The organism is Longimicrobium sp. (assembly GCF_036554565.1).
Classification (GTDB): domain Bacteria; phylum Gemmatimonadota; class Gemmatimonadetes; order Longimicrobiales; family Longimicrobiaceae; genus Longimicrobium.
The window spans coordinates 1-2,581 of sequence record NZ_DATBNB010000688.1; the positions used below are offsets into that span (position 1 = coordinate 1).

At 70.4% G+C, this 2,581-nt stretch carries 4 protein-coding genes; 3 read left to right on the plus strand and 1 reads right to left on the minus strand.

The annotated features are described in order from the left end of the window. The coding region (locus VIB55_RS19110; RefSeq protein WP_331878268.1) for a hypothetical protein at positions 1 to 404 on the minus strand (404 nt) is incomplete at its 3' end. 258 nt (positions 405 to 662) lie between these two features. On the opposite strand from VIB55_RS19110, the gene VIB55_RS19115 reads away from it, so the two are divergent. The 3 genes from VIB55_RS19115 to VIB55_RS19125 form a co-directional block, all read left to right on the plus strand. Then, entirely contained in the window at positions 663 to 1,154 is a 492-nt protein-coding gene (locus VIB55_RS19115) for a chemotaxis protein CheW (RefSeq protein WP_331070937.1), read from the plus strand. Between the two features lie 34 nt (positions 1,155 to 1,188). Then, complete coding sequence (locus VIB55_RS19120) at positions 1,189 to 1,551, plus strand: response regulator (protein WP_331023841.1); 363 nt, start codon at positions 1,189 to 1,191, stop codon at positions 1,549 to 1,551. Positions 1,552 to 1,672: 121 nt separating this feature from the next. Then, a partial coding sequence (locus VIB55_RS19125; RefSeq protein ID WP_331878269.1) for an Hpt domain-containing protein occupies positions 1,673 to 2,581 on the plus strand: 909 nt, incomplete at its 3' end.

The window sequence follows — 2,581 nt, forward strand, 5'->3', positions numbered from 1 at the left end:
CAGTGGTCCCGGCAGGTGGCCATGGACACCGTTACGGTGATGGTCGTGGTCTCCTCCGCTTCGAGCACCACCATGGGCGTGTCGTCCAGCTCCACATCCGACTCCAGCTCGTCGCCGTCCTCGTCGGTGACGACGATGTCCAGATCGCTGCAGTTCTCGTCGCACACGCCCACGAAGACGTAGGTGTGCCCGGCGCGCACCCGCAGCTGGAACTCCTCGTCCTGGTCCTCTTCCAGGCGGCCGAAGACCGGGGCGCGGGCCTCTTCGTAGTCCTGGTTCTCCACCAGCGTGGTGGCCGAATCAAGCAGCACCCGCACCAGGGCCTGCCCCTGCTGGGCCCGGGCGGGCGTGGCGCAGAACAGGGCGGCGCAGGCCAGGGCCGGCGCAAGGGTCTTCAGCTTCATACGCCGGGAATCTCCGGAGCGGGAAGGCGCCCGATGACGCCGAAAGAGCACTGTGGAAAGTGCTGATGCTTCGGGCACGGATGCTAGCCGCGGGCCCGCCGTGGGGCAAGGACCGCCGCAGGCCCCCGCGCGCACCTTAAGTTCCATGTTTTCCGCCCCAAGTTGCCACGGATGCCGACCCGGTGCGGATTTCTTGACCCCATCCCGGCCCGCCGCTATACTGTCCGCTCACCTTCCAGGCATCACCCCAGGCGGGAAATGCTCCCAACCCAAGCACAGCAGGAGCCGGCGGGGGATGCCGGGGGTGAGGTCGTGCTGGAACGGATGGCCCTGTTCGTGGTCGGCGAGCACCGCTTCGGCGTGGGCATCGACCGCATCCGCGAGATCATTCCGGCGCGGCCGTACACGCCGCTGCCGGGAAGCGGAAGCCACGTGTGCGGCCTGATCAACCTGCGCGGGCGCATCGTGACGGTGGTGGATTTGGGCGCCCGTCTGCACCTTCCCCCCGCGTCGGCCAACCCGGACCACAGCATCGTCATCGTGGAGCACCGGGGAAAGCTGGCCGGACTGGCGGTGGAAGAAGTATCCCGGATCGTGAACGTTGACCCGGCGGCGCTCGCCGACGCGGCGGATTCCCTCCGCGCGCTGCGCATCGACCGGTCGTACCTGCGCGGGGTGGGAGAGGTGGACGGCGAGGTGTTCGTGGCCGTAGACCCCGACGAAGTGATCTCCCCCATCCTTTCCGCCTGAACCGCCCCACCCCTGGACACCTGAACGGACGCTCATGAGCCAGACCGTGCTGATCTGCGACGACGCCATCTTCATGCGCACCATGATCGGCGACATCCTCACCCAGGCGGGCTTCACGATCGTGGGCGAGGCCGAAACCGGCGTCCAGGCCGTGGAAAAGTACCGCCAGTTCAAGCCCGACCTGGTGACGATGGACATCGTGATGCCCGACATGGGGGGCATCGACGCCGTCCGCGAGATCGTGAAGGAATCTCCCGACGCCAAGATCCTCATGTGCAGCGCCATGGGTCAGCAGGCGCTGGTCATCGAGGCCATCCAGGCCGGCGCCCGCGACTTCGTGGTGAAGCCGTTCCAGCCTTCGCGCGTGCTCGAGGCCGTGCAGCGGGTGCTGGGATAGAGTGCGTGAGTGCGGAAGTGCGTTAGTGCGGAGGTAACGGCAGCCGGCGTTCGCGCCGCGGCCGCCCACGCGCCAAGGCCACTTCCGCACTGACGCACTCACGCACTCACGCACTTCCCCCATGGAACTCTCCCAGTACGCCGAGCTCTTCCTGAGCGAGTCGCGCGAGCACGTCTCCGCGATCAACCACCTGCTGCTGGCGCTGGAGGCTGACCCGCGCGCGCGTGAGCCGGTGGAGGGGCTGTTCCGGGCGGTGCACACCATCAAGGGGATGTCGGCCACCATGGGCTACCGCGCCGTGGCGGAGCTGGCCCACGAGATGGAAAACCTGCTGGACGGCGTGCGCCAGGGCCGCGCCGTTCCCGGCGGAGACCTGGTCGACACGCTCTTCGCCGCCTGCGACGCCCTGGAGCGCGGCATCGAGCTGGCCGTGGAAGAGGGCGACGACGAATCCGTCGTCGCCCCGATCGTGTCCCGCCTGCGCGCCTTGGCCGGCCTGCCCGCCGCGGAGCCGGAGCCCGCACCCGCGGCGGCCTTCGCGGGATCGTTCGCCGATGCCCCGGACGCACCCGCGGGCGCCCTGCGGGTACGGTTCACGGTGGACCCCGCCTCGCCCCTCCCCGGCGTCCGCGCCTTCATGGCGCTGCGCGCCGCGCGCGGGCTGGGCGAGGTCTCCGGGCTGGAGCCTTCCGAGGCCGCCATGCAGGAGGACGGCTTCGCCGGCACCGTCCGCCTGGTGCTCCGCTCCGAGAAGACGGACGCGGAGATCGAGGCGGCGCTCCTGGCCGCGGGAGAGATCGTCGAGGTAGAGGTCCGCCGCGGGATGGCCGACGTCCCCGCCGCGGCCGCCGCGACGGACGAGGTGCTGCACGACGCGCCGGCGGAGGAGGCGGCCGAGCGGGCGGGCGCGGCCGGGCGGGCGCGCAACATCCGGGTAGACCTGAAGCGCCTGGACGCCCTGGTCAACGGCGTGGGCGAGCTGGTGATCGTCCGCGACCGCATGCGCCGCCTGGCCGGCCAGGCCGAGCCC

What these genes read in the sequence shown, in the direction of transcription:
- VIB55_RS19115 (WP_331070937.1), top strand. Translation starts at nt 663, where the DNA reads ATGCTCCCAACCCAAGCACAGCAGGAGCCGGCGGGGGATGCCGGGGGT.
- VIB55_RS19120 (WP_331023841.1), top strand. Translation starts at nt 1,189, where the DNA reads ATGAGCCAGACCGTGCTGATCTGCGACGACGCCATCTTCATGCGCACC.